The 24,648-nt window shown below is 60.6% G+C and carries 22 protein-coding genes; 14 read left to right on the top strand and 8 right to left on the bottom strand.

The window, feature by feature from the left end; all coding sequences use genetic code 11:
• Positions 1 to 41: 41 nt before the first annotated feature.
• Together BDD14_RS16740 and BDD14_RS16735 are read left to right on the top strand one after the other, a co-directional pair.
• The gene (locus tag BDD14_RS16740; RefSeq protein WP_130419799.1) at positions 42 to 2,471 is read left to right on the top strand and encodes an OPT family oligopeptide transporter; all 2,430 of its coding nucleotides are present in this window, start codon (positions 42 to 44) and stop codon (positions 2,469 to 2,471) included.
• On the top strand, positions 2,468 to 3,022 hold the full coding sequence (locus BDD14_RS16735; protein ID WP_130419798.1) for a DUF2059 domain-containing protein: 555 nt from the start codon (positions 2,468 to 2,470) through the stop codon (positions 3,020 to 3,022). Before BDD14_RS16740 ends, BDD14_RS16735 begins: the two co-directional genes overlap by 4 nt.
• Before the next feature lie 11 nt (positions 3,023 to 3,033).
• Here BDD14_RS16735 and BDD14_RS16730 read toward each other — a convergent pair whose 3' ends face one another.
• Complete coding sequence (locus BDD14_RS16730) at positions 3,034 to 3,438, bottom strand: response regulator (protein ID WP_130419797.1); 405 nt, start codon at positions 3,436 to 3,438, stop codon at positions 3,034 to 3,036.
• Positions 3,439 to 3,576: 138 nt separating this feature from the next.
• Here BDD14_RS16730 and BDD14_RS16725 point away from each other — a divergent pair, with 138 nt between their 5' ends.
• On the top strand, positions 3,577 to 5,304 hold the full coding sequence (locus tag BDD14_RS16725; RefSeq protein ID WP_130419796.1) for a rhamnogalacturonidase: 1,728 nt from the start codon (positions 3,577 to 3,579) through the stop codon (positions 5,302 to 5,304).
• Between the two features lie 83 nt (positions 5,305 to 5,387).
• Here the strand turns inward: BDD14_RS16725 and BDD14_RS16720 are convergent, their stop codons facing one another.
• On the bottom strand, positions 5,388 to 5,792 hold the full coding sequence (locus BDD14_RS16720) for an ester cyclase (RefSeq protein WP_130419795.1): 405 nt from the start codon (positions 5,790 to 5,792) through the stop codon (positions 5,388 to 5,390).
• Between the two features lie 202 nt (positions 5,793 to 5,994).
• Here BDD14_RS16720 and BDD14_RS16715 point away from each other — a divergent pair, with 202 nt between their 5' ends.
• The 3 genes from BDD14_RS16715 (at position 5,995) to ligA (ending at position 9,891) form a co-directional block, all read left to right on the top strand.
• Positions 5,995 to 7,086 (top strand): IS5 family transposase, encoded by a 1,092-nt coding sequence (locus tag BDD14_RS16715; RefSeq protein ID WP_130417184.1) that lies wholly within the window; start codon positions 5,995 to 5,997, stop codon positions 7,084 to 7,086.
• 214 nt (positions 7,087 to 7,300) lie between these two features.
• Positions 7,301 to 7,732, top strand: coding sequence for a hypothetical protein (locus tag BDD14_RS16710; RefSeq protein ID WP_130419794.1), 432 nt, complete (start codon positions 7,301 to 7,303; stop codon positions 7,730 to 7,732).
• A gap of 53 nt (positions 7,733 to 7,785) precedes the next feature.
• Positions 7,786 to 9,891 carry an NAD-dependent DNA ligase LigA gene (gene ligA / locus BDD14_RS16705; RefSeq protein WP_130419793.1) on the top strand — a complete coding sequence of 702 codons (2,106 nt, stop codon included), beginning with the start codon at positions 7,786 to 7,788 and terminating at the stop codon, positions 9,889 to 9,891.
• A gap of 31 nt (positions 9,892 to 9,922) precedes the next feature.
• On the opposite strand, the gene BDD14_RS16700 is transcribed toward ligA, so the two are convergent.
• Positions 9,923 to 10,801, bottom strand: coding sequence for an aldo/keto reductase (locus BDD14_RS16700; RefSeq protein WP_130419792.1), 879 nt, complete (start codon positions 10,799 to 10,801; stop codon positions 9,923 to 9,925).
• Positions 10,802 to 10,885: 84 nt separating this feature from the next.
• A complete protein-coding gene (locus BDD14_RS16695) occupies positions 10,886 to 11,740 on the bottom strand; it encodes an MBL fold metallo-hydrolase (RefSeq protein ID WP_130419791.1) in 855 nt (284 codons plus the stop codon).
• Between the two features lie 189 nt (positions 11,741 to 11,929).
• Between BDD14_RS16695 and BDD14_RS16690 the strand changes: the two genes are divergently transcribed.
• The 3 genes from BDD14_RS16690 (at position 11,930) to BDD14_RS16680 (ending at position 16,049) form a co-directional block, all read left to right on the top strand.
• Positions 11,930 to 12,973 carry a YihY/virulence factor BrkB family protein gene (locus BDD14_RS16690; protein WP_130419790.1) on the top strand — a complete coding sequence of 348 codons (1,044 nt, stop codon included), beginning with the start codon at positions 11,930 to 11,932 and terminating at the stop codon, positions 12,971 to 12,973.
• A gap of 202 nt (positions 12,974 to 13,175) precedes the next feature.
• Positions 13,176 to 14,621: a sodium:solute symporter family protein gene (locus tag BDD14_RS16685; protein ID WP_130419789.1), complete on the top strand. Its 1,446-nt coding sequence runs from the start codon at positions 13,176 to 13,178 to the stop codon at positions 14,619 to 14,621.
• Positions 14,622 to 14,780: 159 nt separating this feature from the next.
• Entirely contained in the window at positions 14,781 to 16,049 is a 1,269-nt protein-coding gene (locus tag BDD14_RS16680; RefSeq protein ID WP_130419788.1) for a diguanylate cyclase, read from the top strand.
• A gap of 15 nt (positions 16,050 to 16,064) precedes the next feature.
• On the opposite strand, the gene BDD14_RS16675 is transcribed toward BDD14_RS16680, so the two are convergent.
• Positions 16,065 to 16,265 (bottom strand): allantoinase, encoded by a 201-nt coding sequence (locus BDD14_RS16675; RefSeq protein ID WP_130419787.1) that lies wholly within the window; start codon positions 16,263 to 16,265, stop codon positions 16,065 to 16,067.
• A gap of 93 nt (positions 16,266 to 16,358) precedes the next feature.
• Between BDD14_RS16675 and trxB the strand changes: the two genes are divergently transcribed.
• Both trxB and BDD14_RS16665 read left to right on the top strand, forming a co-directional pair.
• Positions 16,359 to 17,312, top strand: coding sequence for a thioredoxin-disulfide reductase (gene trxB / locus BDD14_RS16670; RefSeq protein ID WP_130419786.1), 954 nt, complete (start codon positions 16,359 to 16,361; stop codon positions 17,310 to 17,312).
• A 57-nt stretch (positions 17,313 to 17,369) separates the two neighbouring features.
• Positions 17,370 to 18,152, top strand: a complete 783-nt coding sequence (locus BDD14_RS16665) for an AAA family ATPase (RefSeq protein ID WP_130419785.1) — start codon at positions 17,370 to 17,372, stop codon at positions 18,150 to 18,152.
• A gap of 26 nt (positions 18,153 to 18,178) precedes the next feature.
• On the opposite strand, the gene BDD14_RS16660 is transcribed toward BDD14_RS16665, so the two are convergent.
• Entirely contained in the window at positions 18,179 to 19,882 is a 1,704-nt protein-coding gene (locus tag BDD14_RS16660; RefSeq protein WP_130419784.1) for an alpha/beta hydrolase-fold protein, read from the bottom strand.
• Positions 19,883 to 19,911: 29 nt separating this feature from the next.
• Positions 19,912 to 20,241 (bottom strand): DMT family protein, encoded by a 330-nt coding sequence (locus tag BDD14_RS16655; protein WP_130419783.1) that lies wholly within the window; start codon positions 20,239 to 20,241, stop codon positions 19,912 to 19,914.
• 54 nt (positions 20,242 to 20,295) lie between these two features.
• Between BDD14_RS16655 and BDD14_RS16650 the strand changes: the two genes are divergently transcribed.
• Together BDD14_RS16650 and BDD14_RS16645 are read left to right on the top strand one after the other, a co-directional pair.
• Positions 20,296 to 20,994, top strand: a complete 699-nt coding sequence (locus tag BDD14_RS16650) for a YggS family pyridoxal phosphate-dependent enzyme (RefSeq protein ID WP_130419782.1) — start codon at positions 20,296 to 20,298, stop codon at positions 20,992 to 20,994.
• Positions 20,991 to 21,314, top strand: a complete 324-nt coding sequence (locus BDD14_RS16645; RefSeq protein WP_130419781.1) for a DUF167 domain-containing protein — start codon at positions 20,991 to 20,993, stop codon at positions 21,312 to 21,314. The genes BDD14_RS16650 and BDD14_RS16645 overlap by 4 nt, the downstream gene beginning before the upstream one ends.
• 3 nt (positions 21,315 to 21,317) lie before the next feature.
• On the opposite strand, the gene BDD14_RS16640 is transcribed toward BDD14_RS16645, so the two are convergent.
• Positions 21,318 to 22,580 (bottom strand): glycoside hydrolase family 28 protein, encoded by a 1,263-nt coding sequence (locus BDD14_RS16640; RefSeq protein ID WP_165420116.1) that lies wholly within the window; start codon positions 22,578 to 22,580, stop codon positions 21,318 to 21,320.
• 162 nt (positions 22,581 to 22,742) lie between these two features.
• Here BDD14_RS16640 and BDD14_RS16635 point away from each other — a divergent pair, with 162 nt between their 5' ends.
• Complete coding sequence (locus BDD14_RS16635) at positions 22,743 to 24,581, top strand: M2 family metallopeptidase (protein ID WP_130419779.1); 1,839 nt, start codon at positions 22,743 to 22,745, stop codon at positions 24,579 to 24,581.
• Positions 24,582 to 24,648: the final 67 nt, after the last annotated feature.

The following is a 24,648-nucleotide window of genomic DNA, read 5'->3' as shown; positions in this document are numbered from 1 at the left end:
AACCAGCCGCAACGCCACGAGACGCGGAGACCTCTTTAGCTATGGCGACCACCACCACCAAGCCAGATTTCCAGTCCTTCGTTCCCGCCACCGAGTCGCGGCCCGAATTCACCCTCCGCGCCCTCCTGCTCGGCGCAATCTTCGGAGTCCTCTTCGGAGCCGTCACCGTCTACGTCGGCCTCCGCGCCGGTCTCACCGTAGCTGCTTCCATCCCCATCTCCGTCTTGTCGATCTCTATCTTGAGGGCCTTCGGCCGCGCCAGCATCCTTGAGAACAACATCGTCCAGACCACCGGAAACGCCGGCCAGTCCATCGCCTCGGGAGTCATCTTCACCCTCCCGGCCCTCATCTTCCTCGGCTTCGATCTCGAATCGACACGCATCTTCGCCTTGGCTCTCTTCGGAGGCTGGCTCGGCGTCCTCTTCATGATTCCCCTCCGCCGCCAGCTCATCGTCGAGGAGCACGGCACCCTTACCTACCCCGAAGGCACCGCCTGCGCCGACGTCCTCATGGCCGGCGAGCGCGGAGGCTCCTTCGCCTCCCGTGTCTTCCTCGGCCTCGGACTCGGCGGCCTCTACACCCTCTTCCAGAACGAGAACCTCTTCGGCCTCTTCCCCGGGACCCCGAACCGCTCCTTCGACATCGGCGAACAGCACCTCCTCAAGGGAGGAGCCATCCGCGCCGACGTTACCCCCGAGTATCTCGGCGTCGGCTACATCATCGGCATGCGCGTCGCCGCCGTCATGCTCGCGGGCGGCGTCTTCTCCTGGCTCGTCCTGATGCCCGCCATTTACTTCTTCGGCTCGCATCTCTCCACGCCGCTCTATCCGGGCACGACGCTCATCCGCGACATGAGCCCCTCGCAGCTCTGGTCCACCTACGTCCGCCCCATGGGCGCGGGAGCCGTCGCCTGCAGCGGCCTCATCACGCTGCTCCGCACCGCTCCCACGATCATCGCCGCCCTCGCCGAAGGCTTCCGCTCCATCTTCAAAAACACCGCAACAAAATCGGACTCGTCGAACCCGGCTGACGTAGGAAACCCCGCCCGCACAGAGCACGACCTCCCCTGGTCCGTCGTCATCGGGGGCTCCGTCCTTCTCATCGTCCTGCTTTGGGTCTTCCTCCAGTTCAAGCCCGTCCCGGGCGCGCAGGTGGGTGCGTTCGCCAACCTCGCTGCGGCGTTCCTCGTCGTCCTCTTCGGCTTCCTCTTCGTCACCGTCTCGGCGCGCATCGTTGGCATCGTCGGATCGTCAGCATCGCCAGTCTCCGGCATGACCATCGCCGCCCTGATGGCCACCGCCGCCATCTTCCTGGTCAAAGGCTGGACCGCCCCCGCCTTCGGTGCCCTTGCCATCACCATCGGGGGCATCGTCTGCATCGCCGCCGCCAACGCCGGAGACACCGCGCAGGATCTTAAGACCGGTTATCTGATCGGCGCCACGCCATGGAAGCAGCAGCTCGCCATCATGATCGGGGTCATCGTCTCCGTCCTCTCCATCGGCATCACGCTCAACGCCATGAACAAGGGACTCGAAAGCTTCCAGCGCATGCCTCGTCCTGTCGCGCTGAACCTCTCGCAGCTTCCCGACGGAGTGCAGAACCAGGGCAGCTTCACCCGCGATCGCATCCACCTTGCCGACAGCCAGGGTGCCCCATCCTCGCCGCCATCGGGTTCGCAGGATGCCGCCGGCGAGATCACCAACGCCCGCAGCTACATCCTGCTCAACGCAATCGGCTCCTCCACCCTCGCCGACGGCAAGTACCTCTACAACCCCGCAACCGGACAGATCGAAGTCCAGTGGACACAGGGCATAGGCAGTGAGAAAGCCGCCGCGCCCCAGGGCCGCCTGATGGCGACCGTCATCAACGGCATCCTCAGCCGCAAGCTCCCCTGGTCGCTCGTTCTTCTCGGCGTCGCTCTCGTCATCATGGTCGAGCTGCTCGGCGTCCGCTCCCTCACCCTCGCGGTCGGAGCCTACCTCTCCATCGGCACCACTCTCGCCATCTTCGTCGGCGGCGTCATGCGCTGGATGGTCGACCGCGCCGTCGAGAAGCAGTACGAGATCGGAGCCGAGACCGAACTCAAGGCCTCACTTGAACTCTGGAGTCGCGATCGAGAGGCGTGGCTGGCGCAACATCCTGACTTCAATCCTGCCGACCCGAAACATCTCGACACGGCCACCGGCCTGCCTGACCGGACCTTCTGCCTGCGCAGCCCCGAGATCGAATCCGAGATATCCTCAGGCTCTCTCTACGCCTCCGGCCTCATCGCCGCAGGCGGTATCGTCGGCCTGATCGGCGTCGCCGTCAAACTCTACGAATCCGCCACCGATCGCACCATCCCGCGCTTCAGCGATCACAACCTGCTCCACCACGACTGGGTCAGCGTCGTCATGTTCGCTCTGCTCGCCTACTCGCTCTACTACTTCGCGCGCAAGCCGCTCGACCAACTCGATAAGGTATCCAAATGAAGAATCGCTTCCTCGCCCTGCTGCTCTCCCTCGCCATCGCCCCGCTCGCCCACGCCGACGACGCCTCCAAGCGCGCCAAGGTCGAGGAGTTGATTCAGATCACCAAATTGAATCAGCTCATGGGCCAGATGACGAACCAGATGACAGCACGAATGAAGACCCTGGCGGACCAGCAGAGCGCCAATCGCAGCTTCACGCCCGCCCAGCAGAAGCTCGTCACCGACTACGTAACCCAGATTCAAACCATCACCCAGAATGCTGTCTCGTGGGAAAAAATCAAGCCCACGGTCGTCCAGGTCTACATCGACACCTATACCGACCAGGAACTCGACGGGATCCTCGCCTTTTACCACTCCCCCGCGGGCCAGGCCCTCATCGCCAAATCCCCTCAGCTCATGACCCGAACCATGCAGCTGGTGCAGACGCAGATGAACGAAGTCCAGCCCCAGATGCGGCAGGCGAATGAAGATTTCACTCGCAAGATGAAGGAACTCGGTCCTGTGGGTCCAGCGTCAAACCAGCCGACCGTTGCCCCGACATCGCACCCCTGAGCTCAAAGCTCTCAACTCAGCTTCTCTTTGCTCAACTCTTCATCGCGCTTTTCGATCTGTTCCGACTCGACCGGCTTCAGGCCGCGCAGGGTCTCCAGCAGCTTCGCGGGCTGAAACGACTCCACGCGAAAATCCGCGCTCGGACACTCTGGTCCTCCAACCACAGAGATCACAATGATTGGAACATCCGGCGTCACCGCTTTGAAGCTTCGGGCTAGATCCTCGGCCGAGATATCGTCCATCTCCCCATCCATCACGACGCCGTCGAGCGCCGGGTAGCGTCGGAAGGTTTCGAGCGCCTCGGAGCCGCTGTACGCCGTAAGGACATTGAACTTTGCGGTCTCAAGCACCAGCTTGCGGGTTGAGATACTTCCGGGGAACTCGCGGTCTATGACCAGAAAACACGGCCTTATCATTCGGGGATTATCTTTGATTCCGCATCTTCCTGTCACTCGACCGCAAAAGGTTCTTCCTTCGTGACAAGGACCTCTGCGGTCTTTCAATGTGGAAACAGTTTCTGGTCCTACCACTCCTCTGCTAGCATTAGCTCCGCCATGACCACCATCAACTCCGCCCGCCGCGAACTCCTCAAGCTTGGCGGCATGGGACTGGCGGCGACTGCCGCCGCTGCCGTGCCTTCCGCCTACGCCGCTCCCCGGTCCTCCTCAGCCGCCTTTCCCGCAGGTGCCATCTTCGACATTCGCTCCTTCGGTGCACTCGGCGACGGCAAGACCATCGACTCCCCCGCCATCAACAAAGCCATCGAGGCTGCAGCCGCGGCTGGCGGAGGCACCGTCTTCTTCCCCGCCGGAACCTGGCTCTCCTTCTCCATCCGGCTCAAGAGCCACGTCTCGCTCTATCTCTCGCAGGGTTGCGTGCTCCTCGCCGCCGACTCTCCCAAGCCCGGCGAGACCACCGGCTACAACGGCGGAACCTACGACGCCGCCGAGCCCAACACCGCCTGGGACGCCTATCAGGACTACGGCCACAATCACTGGAAGAACTCGCTCATATGGGGCATCGACATCCAGGACGTGTCCATCATCGGCCCCGGTTTGATCTACGGCAAAGGCCTCAGCTATGGCGCGGGCCCAGGGCGTCCGCCGAACCAGGCGCAGAACAACCGCGGCTTCGGCCCCGAGCGCCCCGCCAACGCTCCACCTCCGCGTCCTCCTCGCGGCAACTACGCCATGTTCCAGGCCGAGCAGCCCGGAGTCGGCAACAAGGCCATCGCTCTCAAGAACTGCCGCAACGTTCTCTTCCGCGACTTCTCCATCCTCAAGGGTGGACACTTCGGCCTTCTGCTCACCGGAGTCGATAACCTCACCATCGACAACCTCACCATCGACACCGACCGCGACGGCATGGACATCGACTGCTGCCGCAACGTCCGCGTCTCCAACTGCTACGTCAACTCGCCCTGGGACGACGCCATCTGCCCGAAGTCCAGTTACGCTCTCGGCTACGCGCGGGCTACCGAGAACATGACCATCACCAACTGCTACGTCGCCGGCTCCTACGAACTCGGAACCATGCTTGATGGCACCTACAAGAAATTTGCCGCCGATACCCCACGCCTCGCCCGCAACGGCCGCATCAAGTGCGGAACCGAATCCAACGGCGGCTTCAAAAACATCACCATCTCCAACTGCGTCTTCGACGCCTGCGAGGGTCTCGCGCTCGAGAGCGAAGACGGTGCCCTCTGCGAGGACATCGCCATCTCCAACATCACGATGCGCGACGTCGTCAATGCGCCGCTCTTCTTTCGCCTCGGCACCCGCCTTCGCGGCCCCAAGGAGAGCACGAAGGTCGGCACGCTGCAACGCATCGTCATCGACAACCTCGTCAGCTACAACACCGGCGCGCACATCTCATCCATCCTCAGCGGTATCCCCGGGCATGCCATCCAGGACATCAAGCTCTCCAACGTCTTCATCCAGCATCAGGGCGGAGGCTCCGCCGACGACGCAAAGATCGTCATGCCCGAGAACGAAGACAGTTACCCGGACCCCGGCATGTTCGGTCACACCACACCTTCGCAGGGCTTTTTCCTGCGTCACATCAAAAACCTCGAGATGAGCCACGTCGAAGTGCAGCCCGCACAGGCCGACCAGCGTCCCAGCTTCTACCTCGAAGACGTCAACCGCGCCGACTTCATAGCCGTCACCGCCCCCACCAACCCGTCTGCCTTCGCGCTGCACAAGGTCGGGGACCTCCGCATCGCCATCAGCCGCGCCGCAAAGGACACCCAGCTGGCCAACGCCGACAACCAGAGCCTCTAGAAGCAGGAAACGCAACGCCCCATCCTTCGCGAAGATCTCATCCTCGCGAAGGATGGGAGTGCACAATCCTCGCCACCGCCGGCTTAGTCTTTCGTCAACTGCTGAAAGACCTCCCACGAGCTCCGCTCTACCCAGTTGTGTAGAAGTTTTCCATCCTCGCGGATCGCCCAGATTGCAGTTCCTGTAAACGAGATTGGCTGCTGATCCGGCTCCGTTCCAAGGAATCCATTGTTCTTGCCCGTAATTTTCCACCGCGTCGCCACCCGACTGCCATCTATGTTTTGAAAGGTCTCGATCGCTTCGAAGTGGAAGTCCTTGATCTTCGCAAGAAACTGTTTTACCCAGGCGATAAACCTCTCCTTGCCTGCGATATCGACGCCGCCGGATGTGATCACAAAATCATCGACAACGAATCTGTGAACTGCCTCCGGGTTGCGCGCCTCCCAGACAGCCTCCCAAAACTCCTCTACAATTTTGACCGAATTCATCGCTTTCACCTCATCCTGTCCATCAGGGGAATCGATAAATTAGGATGGTTTCCCGCCGCAGAAGGATTCGCCCACGCCGCTTACAAATGACCGGCTCCCCTGGATGCGAAGCTTCTATTGAGGTTGCAGTCACGAGGATCTAGGAGCTTGTTGAAATAGGTTCTGGCTTCGTCTGATCTGGGTGTTGGTCCGTCTCTGTTGTATGCGTGGCGACGAGCGGGTTCAGGGTGAGATGTTCAGTTGTGTGACGTTGGAGCAGCGGGTTCCACAGGATCATCCTTTGCGCGAGATTCGCAAGTTGACGGATGCAGTTCTGGTGTCGCTGAACGAGGATTTCGATGCGCTATATTCGGCATCAGGCCGTCCTTCGATTGCGCCCGAGTATGTGCTGCGGGCGCTGTTGTTGCAGGCGTTTTATTCGGTGCGTTCGGAGCGCCAGTTAGTCGAGCAGCTGAACTACAACCTGCTGTTCCGCTGGTTCGTCGGCCTGGGCATGGACGACGCGGTGTGGAACCATGCCGTGTTTTCCAAGAACCGCGACCGGCTGCTGACGTCGGACGTGGCGCAGCGGTTCTTCGCCGAGGTGAACGTGCTGGCGAAGCGCTTCATGAGTGACGAGCACTTCACCGTGGACGGCACGCTGATCCAGGCCTGGGCATCGCAGAAGAGCTTCCGGCCGAAGGATGGCTCCGATGATGGCGACGGCACTAACTTCCGTGGGCAGAAGAGGTCGAACGAGACCCATCAATCGACTACCGATCCGGAGGCGCGGCTCTACAAGAAGAGCTATGGCAAGGAGTCGAAGCTCGCGTACCTGGGCCATGCGCTGGTGGAGAACCGCAACGGCCTGATCGCCGCCGCGATGGCGACCCAGGCCGACGGCCATGCCGAGCGCGACGCCGCCCTGCTGATGCTCGACGAGCGGCAGAAGAACAGCTCGCGGCGCATCACGGTTGGTGCCGACAAGGCCTACGACGCGAAGGACTTCATCGCCGGAGCCCGCGCCCTCAACGTCACCGCACATGTGCAGAAGAACGACAAGGGACGCCGCTCGAACCTCGATGGCAGGACCACCCGGCACGCCGGCTATGCGCTCAGCCTCAGCCGCCGCTGGCTCGTGGAGAAGACATTTGGCTGGTTGAAGCAGACCGGTCCGCTCGACCAGCTGAAGGTGCGAGGACTCGCCAAGGTCGACTGGATCTTCGTCTTCAGCTGCGCCGCACATAACCTGCTGCGTCTGCCAAGGCTCATCCAAAGCCATACTCAGCAGGACCCACAGCAGCAGTGCGCCTGAAGGCCGGTTGAGTCTTCAACCCGGCAAGAAAACATGCCGCAGAATCCGCCAGCCAGCCGTCATAAACAACCCAACTCCCCTGCATCAACCCAAAACCTCATCAGTAAAGGAGTCAGCTCTAGCTATTTCAACAAGCTCCTAGAAGAGTTATGTACCCTCGAATCAAGGACGTCCTTGGGACATCTGCCCTGGCAGACACGTTTATGCTGGAAGAATGCCCCGCCTTCCCGTTACCGAAGCCGAAATCGACGCCTTTCTCGCGGCGTTTGAAGGCTGCACTCTGCCCAAAACGGAGTGGACCCACAGCGCCCATCTGCTTACCGGCGCCTGCTATGTGCACGGCATGGGCCATGAGGCCGCTCTTGCGAAGATGCGCCACTGCGTACGGAGATACAACGAGTCCGTAGGCGGCCAGAACACCGCAACCAGCGGCTATCACGAGAGCATCACCGTCATGTGGATCCGCCTGCTGGATCGATTGCATCGCGAGAGTGCTCCCATGGATCGGGCGCAGTTTGCGGCCCTCGCTGTCGAACGATTTGCAGCACATCGCGATATCTTCCGGGAGTACTACGACTTCGATCTCACAGGTTCGACCGAGGCGCGACTCCGATGGGTTGAGCCTACCCTCAAACCTCTCGAGTAAACCACCCTTTTCCAGAACGCCTGCCGCTGTCTGCGCTCTCTATAATCTTCGCTATGGCGACTGCACTCACAGCCGAAGAACAGATCCAGACGCTGCGCGAAGAGATTCGCCACCACGAGCATCTCTACTACGTCCTCGACGCGCCCGAGATCACCGACGCGGAATACGACGCGCTGATGAACCGCCTGAAGAAGCTTGAGGAGGAAGATCCAAAGCTCATCACCTCCGACTCTCCGACCCAGCGTGTCGGTGGCAAGCCCCGCGAGGGCTTCGCCAAGGTGGGGCACTCTCGACCCATGCTGTCGCTCGACAACGCCTATAACGAAGAGGAACTGCGAGCCTGGGACCAGCGCGTGCGCGCCGGACTTCCCGCATCCGAGACAGTACGGTACGTCTGCGAGTTGAAGCTCGACGGCCTGTCCATGGCGCTTCAATACACGGCAGGCGCTCACGGCGCCGCGCATCTCGAGCGCGGCCTCACTCGTGGAGACGGCACAACCGGCGAAGATGTAACCACCAACGTAAGGACCATCCGCTCTGTGCCGCTGGGCGTCACAGCCAGAAAGCTCGACGCCGCCCACCTGCCGCAATCGTTCGAAGTGCGCGGCGAGGTTGTGCTGCCACAAGCCGCATTCGTCAAAATGAACGAGGAACGCGTCGCCCAGGGCATGAGCCCCGCGGCAAATCCTCGCAATGCCGCCGCCGGAACCATCCGCACCCTCGAACCCAACATCGTGGCGCAACGCCGGCTCGATCTCTATGCCTATTTTTTATTGCGCGACGGCGAAACACTTCTGCCTACACACACCCAGACCATTGAGGCTCTCAAGACTGCGGGCTTCCGAGTGAACCCGCACACCAAGACCGTCACAGACATCGATGCGGTCGTCGACTTTATTGCAAAGGCTGAGCCTCTGCGCGAGACCCTCGGCTATGAGATCGACGGTGTCGTCGTCAAGGTCGATGCAACGGCACAGCAGCGCCGGCTCGGCTTCACGGGCAAGGCGCCGCGATGGGCCATCGCCTATAAATTCGCCGCGCGCGCCGGAATCACAAAGCTCGAGGATGTCCTGTTCCAGGTGGGCCGGACCGGCAAGGTCACCCCCGTCGCGGCTCTTACCCCCGTGCTGATTGGAGGAACCACGGTCACGCGCGCTACCCTTCACAACGCCGACGAGATCGCCCGAGTCGGCGTGAAGATCGGCGATTTCGTCCAGGTCGAGCGCGGCGGCGACGTCATCCCCAAGATCGTCGAGGTCGTCGACGACAAACAGCACCCCCGCGGCAAGCGAGAGATCGTCTTCCCCTCCGTGTGTCCTGTCTGCGGAAGCGAGCTGATGCGAGTGGAGGGCGAGGTCGACTGGCGTTGCGTCAATAACTCCTGCCCTGCGCGTGTCCGCGAAGAGCTGCTGCATTGGGCAGCAAGGGGAGTGATGAACATCGAGGGTCTGGGCGATGCCATGGTTGCGCAGCTGCTCGGGCAAAGCATCTCCTTCAACGGCGACTCCGATGCAGTCACCGAAGAAGGCGCACCCATCACCACCCGTAAGCCACTCATCCATACCATCGCCGATCTTTACCGCCTCAAGCGCGAACAGCTGCTTGGCCTCGAGCGGGTCGGCGAAAAAACCGCCGACGCCTTGCTGGCGCAGATCGATCGCTCCAGAAGCGCTGGACTGGCTCGCGTCCTGCTCGGCCTCGGAATCCGGTTCGTCGGCGAACGCACCGGACAGCTTCTCGCGCAACACTTCGGCTCCATGAAGGCCCTTCGAGAGGCCTCTGCCGAAGAGCTGGAAGCCGTCAATGAGGTCGGACCTAAGGTCGCTCAGGCCATCGTGGAGTTTTTTGCCGTAGAGAAGAACCTTCAGCTCGTCGAGGAGCTCGAAGCTCTCGGCCTCAAAATGACTGCCGAGAAAAGGGTCGTAGGTACAACGTTCGGCGGCCTCACCTTCGTGCTCACCGGAACGCTTCCGAACCTCACGCGAGACGAGGCCAAGGACAGGATTGAAGGCGCCGGCGGCAAGGTCTCGGGCTCCGTCAGCAAGAAGACAAACTTCGTCGTCGCCGGAGAAGACGCAGGCTCCAAGCTCGATAAGGCGCGCTCCCTGGGAGTCAAGGTCCTCGACGAGGCAGGCCTGCTGGAGATGCTGAAAGGCTGATGGGCCGCCGCGCCGACGACGGCCCTGATCTTTACTTCGCTGCCTCTTCGATCTCTTTCCACTCTTCGGCGCTCAGCTCTACGTCGCCTGCCCCCACATTCTCCTCCAGGTGCTCTACCGATGTGGTTCCGGGAATCGGCAGCACCACCGGCGAGCGATGCAGCAACCATGCAAGCGACAGCTGCGAGACTGTCGCGTTATGGCGTTTCGCAACGGCATCGAGCACCCCACCGGGCTCCGCCAGCTTACCGGCGGCGACCGGAAACCATGGAATGAACGCAAGCTTGTTCTTCTCGCAATACTCAAGAACGTCCTCGTGCCTGCGATCAGAGATGTTGTACTGGTTCTGCACGCTGACGATATCAATCACCTTGCGCGCCTGATCGATCTCGTGCGGCTTAACCTCGCTCAACCCCACGTGATGAATCTTGCCCTGCTCCTGCAACCTCTTGATAACGCCGAGAGACTCTTCCACCGGGACCTTGGGATCGATGCGGTGAAGCTGCCACAGCTCGATACGCTCGACCTTCAATCGCCGCAGGCTCATCTCCACCTGCTGGTGAAGGTATTCCGGCCTGGCCACTGGAAGCCAGCCATCCGGCCCCTGCCGCGTAAGGCCAGCCTTCGTTGCGATTACGACGCCCTTCGCGTAGGGAGCCAGCGCCTCGCCGATCAGCCGCTCGCTCACCTCCGGGCCGTAGGAGTCAGCCGTGTCGATGAAGTTCACCCCCAGCTCTACGGCACGGCGCAAAACCTTCTTCGCGCCCTCAACATCTTTAGGTTCGCCCCAGATTCCCTTGCCCGTAATGCGCATCGCGCCATATCCCAGTCGATTAACCGGAAGGTCCCCGCCGATTGAGAACGTTCCACTCGCCTTCGCGTTTGCCGCAGCACTTCCTTGCGTAGTCATGTACCTTTCGATGCGCTACCCCGGCTACAGGATTGTGAAGAAATGGTGCCGCTGTGGAAGAAAAAACGGTGAGCGGATCCTGACTCAGATACGGAAGGTTTCTCCTTCGCTCAGCACTTTGATCTTGCTACCTATCCCGAGGCGATCCGCTTCGGCCCGAAGCCGTTTCACAGGCTCATCCATCGGCTCGCGTCCCAGCCGGAAGGTTCCATAATGCATGGGGACCATCCACTGGGCGCCGACCTCCATGAAGCCGCGTACCGCCTCCTCCGGTGAGGTATGGACGGCCCGATAACTATCAGGGAAGTAAGCTCCTATCGGCAGAAGCGCCACCTCTGGCGAAAGGCGCCGCCCGATCTCCGCAAATCCATCAAAGTACGCTGTATCCCCGGAGTGATAAACCGTCTGACCGCCCGAATCGATCACGTAACCCCCATAGCCCCGGTGCGTATCGCGGAACATCCGCGCACCCCAGTGCCGGCACGGTGTCATCGTTATCTGAAGACCTGCGGCTTCGACGCCCTGCCACCACTTCAGCGTGGAGACACGCCGAAAACCAAGCTGCGATACCAGGTCATTCACGCCGTGCGGCACAACGATCTCCGGCCCTCGCCCGCGAAGTCTCCGCGTGGCGCGAACGATACGGCGCAACGAAGGCAGGTTGAGATGATCCATGTGCGCATGCGTCACCAGCACTAGATCGATCGGCGGCATCTCCTCGATCAACACGCCGGGACGCCGTTGCCGCCGCAGCAGAATGAGCCGCTTGGCAAAGACCGGGTCCACGAGCACATTGCGGCCGCCGATCTGGAGAAGAAAGGAGGAATGACCGATGAAGGTGACGCCAAGCTCACCGGGGGAGACAAGCTCCGCGGCTCTCGACTCTCCCAATATCGGCTGCTCATGGCTCTCGCGCACCAGCCGCCAGAGCTGCCCCATCTTCCTTACGGCAAACGGTCTCCGCTGCCACAAGCTGCCAACCGAACCTTGCCGCGTTTCCACTGTTAAGTAGATGCCCTTCCACGGAGAAACGATGCGGCCTGCACAGTGGTGTTCGGCATCCTATCGATACGGAGACGTTAGCCGGCTCACGTCGAAACGGCCCAAAGGCCGTACGAGGAGTACGCGATGGCACACTCCAACCCCCTCCCCGCTCACCCCTCCGGCCCAGCCCAGCAGCGCGTCTGGGATTACGTATCCCGGTGGCCTCTCCGTTCGTTATGGAATCTCAAAGGAGTTCCACTCAGCACGGTCGCCAGACGTACATGGCGATCCCTCATCGCCGACAACCTGCTGGGGCGCGCCGCCGAGCTCGCATTCTTCTTCCTGTTTGCCCTCTTCCCCACCCTCTTTAGCGCCAGCTCTGTCCTCGGTCTGGCCGCACGCTCCGCCTCTTCCATCTATTACAGGCTGCTTGAGTACCTGGCCCTCGTCGTTCCCACCTCGGCCCTCGGCATGGTGCTCACCACCTTCAACGAAACGACCGCCAACGCCACATCGGGCAAGCTCACCTTCGGCTTGATCGCCGCCATCTGGTCCGCATCCGTCGGGGTCTCTGCTATTCAGGAGGCCCTGAACACCGTCTATAACGTCCGCGATAACCGCGGATACTTTCATGCGCGAGTGTCCGCAATTGGAGTAACGATCCTTCTCGCCCTCCTCGCAACCCTCACCCTCGCCGCGATGCTGGGAGGCGACTACTTCGCATCGATCGCTCACAGCCGCGTCGCAAACCACTTCGCTGCCGCATTCCTCGCACTCCTGTCGCGAATCTTCTTCTGGACCATCGCAACCGCCCTGCTCACCCTCTGCTTTGCGGTTATCTATTTCTGGGCTCCCGGAGTTCGCAAGCGGCGCTGGCGCTGGCTTACACCCGGAGCGACTATCGGCATCCTCGCCTGGGTCCTCGTCTCCCTTGGCTTCCGGGCCTATCTTCACTACTTCAACTTCTACTCCGTCACCTACGGTTCGCTTGGCGCCGTCATCATCCTGCTGATGTGGTTCTACATCACCGGCTTCACGCTCCTGTTGGGTGCCGAGATCAACAGCGAGATCGAGGCCGCAGCAGCCGAGCGAAATCTCTCCACCACCCCACCCGGCAGCCCTCCCAACTCGAGCCTGTCGCAGCCGCCCCTCGTTCCGCCTTCGTCTCCTCAGTCCATGGCTTCGTAGATTCAGTCCAGATCAGACGTCTTTCCTCGCCTGCCGTTCCTGCTCTGGCAATCATTCGATCCCCGCGTTCGACACCCGCCAGTTTGAGTACGCCTGAAACCCAAAGGCCGCCCCCCTCCCCACACTTCCTTCCAGATCGGGTCTGGATCGCCAATCGAGTAAGAATCGATCCACACAAGCGACTACAATCTCACCCATACGCATGAGTCTTTACGCATCGGTCATCGCAGCTATCGTCCTCATACTGCTTATCGTTTCCCTCGCCCGCCTGGGCAAGGTAAAGACCAGGGCAGACTACCTTGTCGCCGGGCGCTCCCTGCCGGCCTTCGTGCTCGTCTTCACGCTGCTGTCCTCCTGGATCGGTTCGGGCTCGTTACTCGGCGGAGCCGAAAACGCCTACCAGCATGGCTTCGTGGCTCTCTGGCAGGCCGGCGGCGGATGGGCCGGACTCCTGCTCATCTACTTCATCGCTCCGCGCGCCCGCAAGTTCGCTCAGTTCACCATCCCCGACCTGCTCGAGACCCGCTACAACCAGACCGCCCGTGTCCTCGGGGTCATCGCCATCCTGCTCACCTACACCGCCATCACCAGCTACCAGTTCATCGGCGGCGGCGACATTCTCCACCTCATCTTCCCCCAGTTCATCACTCCCATTCTTGGCCGCTACATCCTTGCGGCCTTCGTCATCCTCTTCACCGCCATCGCCGGCATGTCCTCGGTCGCCTACATGGACCTCTTCATCGGCCTGCTCGCAACCACGACGATGTGCATAGCCCTTCCCGTCCTCATTCACCGCGCCGGCGGCTGGCCCGCCGTCCATGCAGCCCTGCCCCAGAGCCACTTCCAGCTCTTCGGGGATCTCAGCTTCATTCAGTGTCTTGAGCTCTTCCTGCCCACCTGTCTTCTGCTGCTCGGAAACCAGTCCATGTACCAGAAGTTCTTCTCCGCCCGGTCCGAAAAGGATGCCAGCCGCGCCGTGGTGGGCTGGATCATCGGAACCATCATCCTCGAAACCGTGATCGTGGCCATCGCGGTGACCGGCTCGGCTCTCTTCCCCACCGGCGAGGTAAGCAAGGCTCCGCGCGAGATCCTCGCCTACTGCGGCCTCCACGGCTTCGGCGACGGCTCCCCCGCACTCCGCCTGCTCGGTGCCCTGCTCATGGGAGCCATCTTCGCCAAGATCATCTCTACGGCCAACAACTGGCTATTCTCTCCCGCAACCAACCTCGTCAACGATATCTACGTGCGTTACCTGTACCCCAAGGCGTCCAATAAGAAGATCCTGATGGTGAGCCGCCTCATGGTGGTTCTGCTGGGAATCTGGTCGCTCTTTCAGTCTCTCGGAACCGAATCGGTCCTCAAAAAGGCGCTGTATGCCTATACGATCTATTCGGCCGCGCTTACTCCTGTCATCCTCGCGGCGTTCTTCTGGCGCAGAGCCACGGCGGCGGCCGCGGTGGCAAGCATTGCCATCGGGACCGTGGTCACCGTCTCCTGGGAGTGGGTCGCGCCCCACCTGCCGCCGGCCATCGGCCACCGTGACGCCATCTTTCCCGCGCTGCTTGCCTCTCTTCTCGGGCTGGTCGTCATCAGCCTCATGACCGCTCCACCCAGCTCCCGGCAGCTGGCCTCTCTGGGTGAACAGTAGGAGTCGGCTCCGTGCTCTCCTATTGCACGCCGCTGCGTTATCGTTCACAATCGTTCGCATTCCCGTAACACTGTCGTCGTTTGTTTTCAACATTCGTTAGAGTCCAGAGATCCGAGAGTTCTCAATGACCAAAGAGATGCTGCGCCCGAAAGAGGGCCAATGAATATCGTTCTTCTGCCGGACCTCGTCGCAATGGTGATGCTGTTAACGATCCTCCATTTCCTACGCCGCCGGCACCTGCAGGAAGGCGTTGGACTCTGGATCATCGGCCTGTTGTTCATCTTCCTCGAGGCACTCGCCTACGCCTTTTACAAACCATCCGGCCCCCGCCACATCCCGATGCACGTCCTGGCGCTCGATTCCTACCTCGCCGCCGGGGTCATCTTTCTCTGGGCGGCCTCCAGCAAGCTCTTCCCGCGACGCGCCACGCTGATGTACCTCTGGCTGAACGCCCCCGCCCTCGCCGCCGTCGAGACAGCCTACGCCTTCGATCTTCGCGAACCCAAACCCTACCACCTGATCGCCGGATTTGGACTCGCTATCGGTCTCTTCACTCCGTTCCTGCTCACCCGAAGCGTCCAGCTGGGCAAGGCGTGGTCCCTGATTGCCGTTCAGATCGCGATCTGGGTACCGGTCTGGGTGTTCGCATCGGCCAACATGTTTCGGGATACGGCCTACTTCCCCCTCTTTGTGCTTTACCTGTCCACAGCCTTCGTCTTTGGCCTCAGCCTTCCACGCAATAGCTTGGGCAGAGTCGCGATCATCACCGGATTTACCACCGGGGCTCTCGTCTTTCTCGCCCATTCCTGGGTGTCCAGCCGGCCCCAGTACGCCGATCTCGCAAAGGAGGTCTGGGACTGGCAGAAATTCCTCGTCACCATCGGCATGCTTCTCGTCCTGCTCGAGCGTCAGGTCTCGACCAATGAGTGGTTCGCCCTGCACGACCAGCTCACCGGCCTGCCGAACCGTCGCTGCTTCGAAGACAAGATGGACGAAGCCATCAAACACGCCCAGCGTACAGGCTCCCGCGCTGCCGTCATCATGATCGATCTCAACGGTTTCAAGACCGTCAACGACACGCGAGGCCACGACACCGGCGATCTTCTGCTGCAAGATATCGCCCGAAACCTCAGGCAGGTGATCCGTTCCACCGATATCCTGGCACGGCTTGGCGGCGACGAATTCATCATCGTCGCAACCAACCTTCCCAACAGCCTGCCCGTCTCGCGCATCGTCGAGATCACCACCACCCGCGTCGTCGAAACTCTCGCAAGGCCCTTCTCACTGGGCGACGAGAGTTTCACCGTAGGCGGGAGCGTCGGAGTCGCCGTATACCCCGACGACACCACCGACGAGGTCCTCCTGCGAAGGCTGGCCGACCAGCGGATGTATCAGCAGAAGCGCCAGATTCCCCTCGCACACGCCTGACGCAGGCGATTGCAGCTAAATCTCCGGATAAAAATCAAAAAACGCGTCGAGGCTCATCCGAAGCTGGCCTTCGATCTCCTCCCGGCTGCCTTCGAGCACATGCATCGTCACATGCGCCTGGTTTCCATTCTTCAGATCGACCGGCGCATCTCCCACGCGAACGATCTCATCGGCGGGTAACAGCCTCATTCCATACACCAGCGTTAGATTTGCCATGATTCCATTGTAGATCCGCAAAACCCCTCCCCCGAAGGTCCCCAGGCCCGATGCATCTTTTTCTCCGGCCGCGCATTTACACTAAGGGAGCTTATGAGCGAAAACACGACACGCGACACTGTCATCCTGGGATCCGGATGCTCGGGCCTGACTGCTGCCATCTACACGGCAAGGGCAAACCTCAAGCCCCTGGTGCTGGAGGGCCACGAGCCGGGAGGACAGCTTTCGATCACCACCCTCGTCGAGAACTTTCCCGGATGGCCGGAAGGCATCCAGGGCCCCGAGCTGATCGAGAACATGAAGAAGCAGGCGGTTCGCTTCGGCACCGAGCTGCGGATGGCGCACCTCAATTCCATCGACCTTACCAGGCGGCCCTTTGCCCTCAATCTTGGCAAGGAGACCATCCACACCCGGACCCTCATCATCGCCTCGGGAGCAAGCGCGCGCTGGCTCAATCTCCCCAGCGAGCAGGCGCTCATCGGCCACGGAGTCAGCTCCTGCGCCACCTGCGACGGCTTCTTCTTCTCCGGCAAGGAGATCGCCGTCATCGGCGGAGGAGACTCGGCCATGGAAGAGGCGCTCTTCCTCACCCGCTTCGCCACCAAGGTGACCATCATCAATCGCAGTGAGCGATTCCGCGCCTCCAAAATCATGCTCGACCGCGCCATGGCGCACAAGCAGATCGAGTTCCTCCCGAATACGATCGTCGACGAGGTGCTTGGCGTCGAAGACAAGGATGTCAAGGGCCTGCGTCTCAAGAACAAGACCACCGGCGTAGAGTCCGTCCTTTCCGTCTCCGCCATGTTCCTCGGCATCGGCCATGAGCCCAACGCCAAGGCCTTTACCGGAATGATGGATCTCGACGAGGACGGCTATATCCTGACCAGGAACAACGTCTTCACCACCCTGAACGGCGAGATCATCCCCGGCGTCTTCGCCTGCGGAGACATCCAGGACCGCCGCTACCGCCAGGCGATCACCGCCGCAGGCTCCGGCTGCATGGCCGCCCTTGAAGTCGAAAAGTACCTCGAAGAACACGGCCGGTAATTCACCTGCCCTTTTTGATTTATTCTCGGGCCAGCCGCTCAAAGGCTGGCCTTTTCCATGCTCAAGAAGATCACCCTGCTGCGAGATCGCGTAGAAGACTGGAACACCTATCCGTTCTCTGTGCCAACGATTGCTTCGCTGACCGAGATCGATATCACCTCGCGCGTGATCTTCTTCGCCGGAGAAAACGGCACCGGCAAATCCACATTGCTGGAGGCGATTGCTGCGCATTACGGGTTTGGCCCAGAGGGCGGCAACCGAAACATCCACCACGACACGACCGAACACAATCACTCCACCGATACTCTGGTACGTGCCTTACGCCTCTCTTTCGACAGGCGCACCGGCGCAGGTTTTTTCCTCCGCGCCGAAAGTTTCTTTAATACCGCCTCACATCTCGATCAACTCGACAGCGAGGTCTACAGCTTTCCTGTTTATCCGGTACTTTCGGGGTACGGTGACCGGAGCCTGCACTCCCGTTCCCATGGCGAAACCTTCTTCACCCTCCTCAAACACAAGTTCCACCGCAACGGCCTCTTTCTCCTCGACGAGCCCGAAGCTGCTCTTTCGCCGCAGCGTCAGCTTGCCTTTCTCGTGCTCATGCACGACACCCTGAGGCAGTACAAGGACGCGCAGTTCATCATCTCCACGCACTCACCAGTCCTGCTCGGATACCCCGAGGCACAAATCCTATCCTTCGACAGCTCTCCTCTTCGATGGATCGACTATGAAGAGACGGCTCCGCTTCAGATCGTCCGCTACTTCCTGAACAACCGCGAAGACTTCCTGAAAGAATTGTTCGCAGAACCACTCTCGCTCTTCGATCAGAAGAAACCATAGCGAATCGCGAAGAACGAGAGCCGGGTCTAATACCGCCAGCTCTCCACATCCGCGCCCTTCGGAGCCGTCTCGATCATGTGACGCGCCATCAGCGGAAGCACTCGCTGATTCAGATCCGCTCCCTCGCTCTCATCCCAGTCCGGCCGCGCTCCCGTATAGCAGTGCGGCTGCCGCGGACCGAAATCAAACGTCGCGTCCGAGTGCGGATGACGTGTCTTCTTAAGATTCTCCTGCATCAGGTACACCGCGTTGTTGAGGAAGTAGGTGTCGCTGTCTCCCACGGCAATATGCAGCTTGCCCTCGAGCTTCAGTCCCAGCGTCGTCCAGTCACGCATCAAAATCGCATCCAGATCGTAATGATCGCGCCAGTACTCGACCACCTTCTTATCAACCTTGCCCGTCAGCTTGTCGTACACCGGCGCAGGATAACCATCCTCTCCCTGCGGTGAAAACACCGCCTGCCAGATGTCGTACTGCTCTCCCGAGCGACCATGGCTTCCAAGCGCAAGCTCGTAATGATTCACCTGCGCCATCTGTGCCGTAATATTGCCGTCCCCACGACGGTCCGAAGGAATCTCGATCGTCGCAAACGGCCCTTTGCGCACATAGGCGTTCTCGTCGTCGTAGAGATTCGTCACCTGGTACGCGTGGAAATCAACCGGATCGGGGCACAGGGCCCACGTGCCGTTGTAGAACTCCGGGTAGAAGACCTGCGATGCCAGCGCCTCCCATCCTCCCGTGCTTCCGCCATACGTCGCCCGCGCCCATCCCTGCCCGATCCCGCGAAACTGCTTCTCCACCGCGGGGATCAGCTCCTGCGTGATGGCATCGCCGTACGGACCGACATTTGCCGAGTTCACAGCGTACGAATCGTCATAGTAAGGATTCGCATGCTGTGGCTCAATAAGCAGAACGCGAGGAAGCGTCCCATTGGTCCACGCCTCATAAAAGGCATACTGCCACTTCGCGCGAAAGGCCTCGCGCCCCTTCAGCTCAGGCGTGGGAGGAGTCTCCCTCCACCCAACGGCAGAAAAGTTCGCATGAAAATGGTCCTGATAGACAACCGTCGGATAGTGCGCGGACGGATGCGTATCGAATCCGTCCGGAAGAATCACGATCGCCGACAGGTACATATCCCGTCCCCAGAAGCGCGAGAGCAGCTCACTCCGGATGCGAACGTGGCGAAGATACTTCGTATCCGGTTCCGGTGCCGCGACCGGAGGAATGACGTCCTTCACCTCGATGCGAAGATCGCTGTCCGGCGACCACTTCACCTTCACGGGCTTGCTCATCGGGTTGCCGGGCTTAAGGTTCCAGTGCTGTCCCTCGCCTTTATCCGGCGGCAACAGCACCGTTTTTCCATTCGCCAGCTGGAACCTCTCGTACCGATTGAAGACCGCCTGCACCGTATACTCCCCGGGCGGCAGGTCATGAAGATGCTGGATCGGAAACCCGAACGAGTTTGCATCGTCCAGCACAAGAGGAGTGCCCGGCTTCGCATTCGTAACATCCATCCCGAAGATCTGCTGTGACTGGTAGGACTCGTCGATCTGCATCCGGGGCTCATCTTTCGAATCCTTCGAATCCTTCGAGATCGCGACCATCAACCTGCCCGTCAGTTCGCCATCGCCCGCCGATCTCTGATCGATCGTCACCTGAATCTTCGGCACAGACGCAGTCTGTGCAGCCAGTGGGAGCGCAGTGAGCAGCAAAAAAACAGAGCGTAACATGAAGACGATGTTAGCAGCGGCTCCAGCTCCTAAAACTTGTGGAACATGAAGAACGCCCCGGCCACCAGGCAGCAGAAGGCCACGGCATGATTCCAGTGCAGCTTGTCGCCGAAATAAAACGTTGAAAACACTCCGAACACCGCCAGCGTAATCACCTCCTGCATCACCTTCAACTGATCCGGCGTAAACGTCCTCGAGCCGATCCGATTGGCCGGAACCTGCAGGCAGTACTCAAAGAATGCAATGCCCCAGCTCACGACGATGACCTTCCAAAGCGCCACCTCGCGGTACTTCAGATGGCCATACCAGGCGAAGGTCATAAAGATATTCGAGCCGATCAGCAGAAGGATGGTCCACATGCGTTTGTCTCTCTCCGGGAATTGATGGTTGCCAGCAAGTAAGATGCTGATGAGATGAGTATCGCGGACAACATCGCCACCCTGAAAGAAGAGATCGCCGCTGCCTGCCGACGGGCCAGTCGCAGCGAGCACGAAGTCACCCTCATGGCCGTCAGCAAAGTACATCCTGCCGAGGCGATTCTCGAAGCCTACGAAGCCGGTCAGCGCCTCTTTGGCGAGAACCGCGTCCAGGAATTTGAGCAGAAATTCGCCACGGTTGCGGGATTGGAAGGAGCGGCGTTCCACCTCATCGGACCGCTGCAATCGAACAAGACCAACAAGGCCGCCGAGCTCTTCGACGCCATCGACGCCGTTGACTCTCTCAAGATCGCCCAGCGCCTCGATGCCGCCGCAAAGACTCGCAACAAGCGTCTTCCCCTGCTCATCGAAGTGAAGCTGAGCCACGAGGAATCGAAGCACGGAATCGCCCCCGAAGATCTCTCCGTCCTTCTCAACTCCTTGCGCGAACTCACCTCCGTCGAAGCCGTCGGCCTGATGACCGTTCCGCCCTGGTCCGAAGACGCCGAGACCGCGCGGCCCTACTTCCGCCAACTGCGCCGCCTCCGCGACGAGGCCCTCAACTCCCACCCGAAGCTCACCCAGCTCTCCATGGGCATGTCGAACGACTTCCGCGTCGCCATCGAAGAGGGCAGCACCTGCGTCCGCGTCGGCACCGCGATCTTCGGCAAGCGAACCTATCCGGCAGCGCCATGAATTCTGATTTGAATCCCGAGGCCCAGTTCGCCCGCGACCTTCCCGACGGCTCGACCGTCACGGTGCGCATCCACCCCGGCGCGAAGAAAGACGCCGTAACCGGAACGCATGCCGGCGCCGTCAAGATCGCCCTCAGCGCTCCGCCCATAGACGGACGCGCCAACGAGGCGCTGATCGCCTTCGTCGCCGAGCAACTCCATCTGCCGCGATCGCGCGTCGCTCTCCTCTCCGGCGCATCCAGCCGAAGCAAGGTCCTTCGCATCGCAGGAAAAAGCGCGGCCGAGGTCCAGGCCGCGCTCTCCCCTTCCGTCGATTGTTGAAGCCTACTTGATCGCCACCTTCGCGCTGGGAGCGACCGTCATCGCCTCCCCGTTCGCAACCACAAGATGCACATTCGCGCCCGTCACTTCAGCGTAAGCGATGGTCATGCCCTTCTCCGCAGCGATGTTGATGTTCTTCAACACCACATTCTTTACCGGCGACTCCGGCAGCCCGACGATCACTCCAGCGGTACCGCTCTTCACCGACTTCACATTCTCGATGGTGATGTCATGGAAGAACGGCGTCAGCCGCGTCACCGGAGCCGCAGCCACATCGCCCTCAGGAAGAACCTTCGGGTAATACTCGCTGATCAGGATCGAGGTCCGGACATCCTCCATCGTGATGTCCTTGAAGGAGATGTTGAAGACCTGGTTGCCGCGGTCGCGATTGGCCTTGATGCGAATCCCCTGGTCGGTCCCCTTGAAGTGAATCCGCTCCGCGTGAATGTTGTTCGCTCCGCCCGCAATCTCCGAGCCGATGGAAAGCCCATGCCCATGCAGGAACTCGCAGTCCGTAATCGTGATGTTTTTGCTCGGCGCATCCGGTCCCGGCGAGTTGATGATTCCGCTCTTGATCGCGATATTGTCATCGCCCACATCGGCATACACGTGGTCGATCACCATGTTCGAGGAGCTGAACGGATCGATCGCATCCGTATTGGGCGAGTGCTGCGGCGCAAGAATCCGAACATTCCGGATCGTCATGTCGTCCGTGTAGTACGGCACAATCTGCCAGCTCGGCGAGTTCTGTACCGTCATACCCTCCATCCGCACATGCCTGCAGTGATCGAACACCACCAGCCGCGGTCGAAATTTCACCGCCCCCACTACTCCCGCATTTTGTGTCTTCCGCGCCTCCGCCCACCAGCTCTCGCCGTTGCCGTCGATCGTTCCCGCCCCGGTAATCGCGATGTTCTCGGCATTCGTCGCGCTCACCAGCGCCTGCGTCCCTTCTGCGCGAAACTCCATCTTCGCCGGATAATCCGCGTGATCCGGCGAGCCCAGCAGCGTCGTCCCCTTCTCGAGATCGAGCGTCACATGGCTCTTCAGCACAATCGGACCGGACAGAAACGTCCCTCCCGCGAGCTTGACGGTTCCGCCTCCGGCCTTCGAGCAGTCGTCAATCGCCGCCTGTATCGCCTTGGTGTTCTTGAAGACGCCGTCGGCCTTGGCGCCAAAGGCCTTTACGTCGCAGACCTTGGCGCTGGCGGGTAGTGCCGCAACTACAAGAAGGGCTGCGAGCGATAGCGAGATGCGAGTGTTCATGACTCCTCTTCCCTGCTGCTTCATAGATTTCCCGATGCCTTCGTAGATTTCTGCTGCTGTTGGCTCAGCGGAATCTTACACGAAATTGGTCCGACCACGCACTGGTCTCTTTTCCAGCCTCTTTGCTGCGGTTGGTGAGACCGTTTTCTGTAAACTCCCGCCATGAAGAGATCGTGTGTTCTGCTCGCTCTCCTGCTGAGCCCGTTTGCTCTTGCGCAACCTCGCTCTACCCCGCCCACAGTCGCCGAAGCGAAGGCCTTTCTCGAACGTGCCGAAGCCGACCTTCTGACGCTGGGCAATGAGGCTGCTCGTGCCGGTTGGGTGCAGGCAACATACATCACCGACGACACCGAGGCTCTCGCCGCGAAGGCCAACGAGCGGCTGCTGACGAAGACCAACGAGATCGTCATCGCCGCGCGCCGGTTCAACGGCATGAAGCTGCCTCCCGACATGGCACGGAAGTTCATGCTGCTGCGGCTGAACGGTTCGCCCACCGACCCTAAGCTCGTGGCCGAGCTGACCCAGGTAAGCACGGCGCTCGACGGCATGTACGGCAAGGGCAAGTACTGCCCGCCCGGCAAGAGCGGCGAGGACTGTCTCGGCATCGACCAGATCGACGTCCTGATGGCCAAATCGCGCGACCCCAAAGAACTTCAGGATCTTTGGGAGGGCTGGCATCGCATCTCGCCGCCCATGCGCGAGAAGTATGCGCGGCTGGTGGAGCTTTCCAACCAGGGGGCGAAGGAGTTCGGCTTCAAAGACACAGGCGACCTCTGGCGTTCCAATTACGATATGACGCCGGCCCAATTCTCCGCCGAGCTCGAACGCACATGGGCGCAGCTTGAGCCACTCTACAAAGAACTGCACGCCTACGTTCGCTTCAAACTGATCGAAAAATACGGCGCCGCTGCCGAGCGGCCCGACGGCATGATCCCCGCGTACCTGCTGGGCAACATGTGGGCGCAGGAGTGGGGCAACATCTACGACGTCGTCGCGCCAGCACCAACCGGCAACTACAAGATGTATAACCTTGAGGCCGCACTGAACCAGCAGATCGGTCAGGTCACTCCACTTGAAGCTGGCAAGAAGATGGCTCGCTACGGTGAGGGCTTCTTCACCTCGCTGGGCTTCGAGCCTCTGCCCGCCACCTTCTGGGAGCGCTCGCAGTTCATCAAACCGCGCGATCGCGACGTCGTATGCCATGCCAGCGCATGGGATGTGGACAACGACCAGGACCTTCGTATCAAGATGTGCATCAAGGTCAACGCGGACGACTTCACCACCGTGCATCACGAGGAGGGCCACAACTTCTACCAGCGCGCCTATCGCAAGCAGCCTTACATCTTCCGCGGCGGCGCGAATGATGGTTTCCACGAGGCAATCGGCGACTCGATCGCGCTTTCGATCACGCCGGACTATCTGAAAAAACTCAAGCTTATCGACGAGGTGCCTCCGGTTGAGGCCGATATCCCGCTACAGCTTCGCACCGCGCTCGACAAGATCGCCTTCCTTCCCTTCGGCCTGCTGATCGACAAGTGGCGCTGGCAGGTCTTCAGCGGCGAGACTAAATCAGCCGACTACAACAAGGCCTGGTGGGCGCTGCGCGAGAAGTATCAGGGTATCGCCCCGCCGACTCCTCGACCCGAGACAGACTTCGACCCTGGCGCGAAGTATCACATTCCGGGGAACGTTCCCTACGCTCGCTACTTTCTCGCGCGCATCTACCAGTTCCAGTTCTACAAGGCGATGTGCGATGCCTCGGGATACAAAGGCCCGTTGAACCGCTGCAGCTTCTACGGCAGCAAAGATGCCGGAGCGAAGCTGGAGGCAATGCTCGAGGCCGGGCAATCGAAGCCCTGGCAGGAGACGCTGAAGGCGATGACCGGCGAGGATCACCTGGACGCGGGGCCGATGCTCGAATATTTTGACCCGCTGTACAAATGGCTGAAAGAACAGAATGCCGCAAACAAGGTGAAGACGGGTTGGACGCCGGCTCCATAGCCGTATCGAGGCGATTTCGGCAACTCGTTTTTCACCCCAAAGTTAGCGATAAACTTATACATTGGCT

The organism is Edaphobacter modestus, assembly GCF_004217555.1.
GTDB lineage: Bacteria > Acidobacteriota > Terriglobia > Terriglobales > Acidobacteriaceae > Edaphobacter > Edaphobacter modestus.
Note: the sequence above shows the minus strand (reverse complement) of the source record. Positions and strands in the feature narration are given on the sequence as shown.